The organism is Hydrogenophaga sp. (assembly GCF_041633695.1).
Taxonomy (GTDB): Bacteria; Pseudomonadota; Gammaproteobacteria; order Burkholderiales; family Burkholderiaceae_C; genus Hydrogenophaga.
The window spans coordinates 1-2,375 of sequence record NZ_JBFJMY010000565.1; the positions used below are offsets into that span (position 1 = coordinate 1).

At 61.8% G+C, this 2,375-nt stretch carries 4 protein-coding genes; 2 read left to right on the forward strand and 2 right to left on the reverse strand.

Features of this window, described 5'->3' with window-relative positions; genetic code table 11:
• On the forward strand, nucleotides 1-573 hold a 573-nt coding region (locus tag ABYB95_RS21735; protein WP_372661858.1), incomplete at its 5' end, for a DUF2130 domain-containing protein.
• Between the two features lie 104 nt (nucleotides 574-677).
• Here the strand turns inward: ABYB95_RS21735 and map are convergent.
• Together map and ABYB95_RS21745 are read right to left on the reverse strand one after the other, a co-directional pair.
• Nucleotides 678-1,472, reverse strand: a complete 795-nt coding sequence (map, locus tag ABYB95_RS21740) for a type I methionyl aminopeptidase (RefSeq protein ID WP_372661861.1) — start codon at nucleotides 1,470-1,472, stop codon at nucleotides 678-680.
• Nucleotides 1,472-1,738 (reverse strand): ParD-like family protein, encoded by a 267-nt coding sequence (locus tag ABYB95_RS21745; protein ID WP_372661864.1) that lies wholly within the window; start codon nucleotides 1,736-1,738, stop codon nucleotides 1,472-1,474. The genes map and ABYB95_RS21745 overlap by 1 nt, the downstream gene beginning before the upstream one ends.
• A gap of 315 nt (nucleotides 1,739-2,053) precedes the next feature.
• Between ABYB95_RS21745 and ABYB95_RS21750 the strand changes: the two genes are divergently transcribed.
• Complete coding sequence (locus ABYB95_RS21750; protein WP_372661867.1) at nucleotides 2,054-2,182, forward strand: hypothetical protein; 129 nt, start codon at nucleotides 2,054-2,056, stop codon at nucleotides 2,180-2,182.
• Nucleotides 2,183-2,375 lie beyond the last annotated feature (193 nt).

The window sequence follows — 2,375 nt, forward strand, 5'->3', positions numbered from 1 at the left end:
ATGAAGAACGAAAACGATCGCACCTCAACGAAGAACAAGAACGAGGATTTCCTGAAGGAGCTCGACAAAGACCGCACCGAGAAGGGCTGCGAGTACGCGGTGCTGGTCTCGTTGCTGGAGCCCGAGAGCGAGCTCTACAACACGGGCATCGTCGATGTGTTCCACCGCTTCCCCAAGATGTATGTGGTGCGCCCGCAGTTCTTTCTGCCCATGATCACGCTGCTGCGCAATGCGGCGATGAACTCGCTCAAATACAAGTCGGAGCTGGCGCTGGTGAAGGCGCAGAGCATCGACATCACGAACTTTGAAGCCGATCTCGACACCTTCAAGAACGCCTTCGCCAAGAACTACGACCTGGCCTCCAGGCGCTTCCAGACGGCGATCGAAGAGATCGACAAATCGATCGACCACCTGCAGAAGACGAAGGAGGCCCTGCTCGGCACCGACCGGAATCTTCGGCTGGCGAACGACAAGGCCCAGGACGTGACGATCAAGAAGCTGACGCGCGGCAACCCGACGATGGCGGGCAAGTTTGCCGAGCTGAAGAACGAAGGGCCTTCAGAGGCCGGGTGAATCCGGTCTGGACCGCTGATGGACGGTCGATACGGTGCGCAGCAGCCGTGGCGAGGCTGTTGCTGGTGGTCGAATGGCCGGGTGCTGGCGGGCGCCGCAGGGTTTCAGATCGGCGCGTAGTTGCCGGTGCCACCCGGCCAAGTGGTCAACACGTCGTAGCCCTCGGGCGTGACCGCCACCATGTGTTCCCACTGGGCAGAGAGCGAGCGGTCTTTGGTGACCACGGTCCACCCGTCGGGTAGGTGGCGGATGTCGCGTTTGCCCGCGTTGAGCATGGGTTCGATGGTGAACACCATGCCGGCTTGCAGCTTGAGCCCTTCGCCGCGTCGACCGTAGTGCAAGACGTTGGGGTCGTCGTGGTAGACCTGCCCAATGCCGTGGCCGCAGAATTCGCGCACCACGCTGAAATGCTCGCGGTGGGCCACCGTTTGAATGGCGTGGCCCACATCGCCCAGCGTGGCGCCGGGTTTCACGGCTTTGATGCCGGCCAGCATGGCTTGGTAGGTGGTTTCCACCAGGCGCCGGGCCAATACGCTGGGTTCGCCCACAAAGAACATGCGGCTGGTGTCGCCAAACCAGCCGTCTTTGATCACGGCCACATCGATGTTGACGATGTCGCCTTTTTTCAGAATCTTGTCGGGCGAGGGGATGCCGTGGCACACCACCTGGTTGACCGAGGTGAGGATGGTTTTGGGAAAGCCCTTGTAGCCCACGTTGGCGGGAATCACACCCTGCACGTTCACGATGTGGTCGTGGCAGATCTGGTCGAGCCGGTCGGTGCTCACGCCGGGCACCACGAAGGGCTCGATCATGCTGAGCACTTCGGCGGCCAGCTGGGCGGCGACCCGCGACTTCTCGATGTCTTCGGGCGATTTGATGGAAACGCCGTTGCGCGCCATCAGTGTTTCCCGGTGGCCGTTGCGGTTGCGGCAACGCCGGGTTTGATGAGCTCGCCTTTGGCGGCCATGGCGATGTCCAGGCCCCCCGCGATTTCGGCGCGAATCAACAACTGGCTGATTTCCCGGTGGTTCAACTCGGGGTGCATTTCGGTCAGCATGCCGACCCGCATCCAATGCTCCGCTTGCGCGTTGATGGACCTGCTGAGCGCGCTGCCCGCGACCCGCAGGTTTTCGTGCATCACATCTGAAATTTTGACGATACCCATAAAAGCCCTCTGTATGAAACGTATATGAATTGTATATGTTTCATGTATTTGGTGCGGTTTGGGTTCGATCCGAGAACGCTGCTGGGGCAGGTCTTGCCTTTCCCCCGGGGCTGTTTTCTCAGCCACTGATGCATGTCGCAGCAGCTGGGAGGTGCCTTCCCATCAACCAGCGGCGGCCACTGCAGCACCGGTGCCGCGCTGCCACAGCTGGTGTACGGCTGGTGCACGGCTGGTGCACGGCTGGTGCACGGCTGCGCGGCAAATCTGTATGCCCAGGGGTGTGCTCTGGTGTCGATCCGTGGGGAGACACCATCGATGCCCATTGCGTTGCATTGCCGCGCCTATCTGCCACCACCGACCGTAGAGGCCAATGCCTGCCCGGTGCGCCAAGCGCGCAAGGCGATTCAAAGCCAGATGGCGGGGGTGGCGCAGCCCAAGGTCTGAGCGCTTGGGGCGCTTTCGGCTCGGGGGGGAGACGTCAGAACGCTGGCGCCAGCGTCAAGGCCCGGTCCACAGCGAAGCCTTGTTGTTTGGGTCCACCCAACTGGGGTGGTGCCCTTTGCCCGACTTGTCGGAAATGTCGGATGGCGTGGGGTTCAGGTTGAGGTACCAGATGTTGGCGGCACCGGCGCTGGAG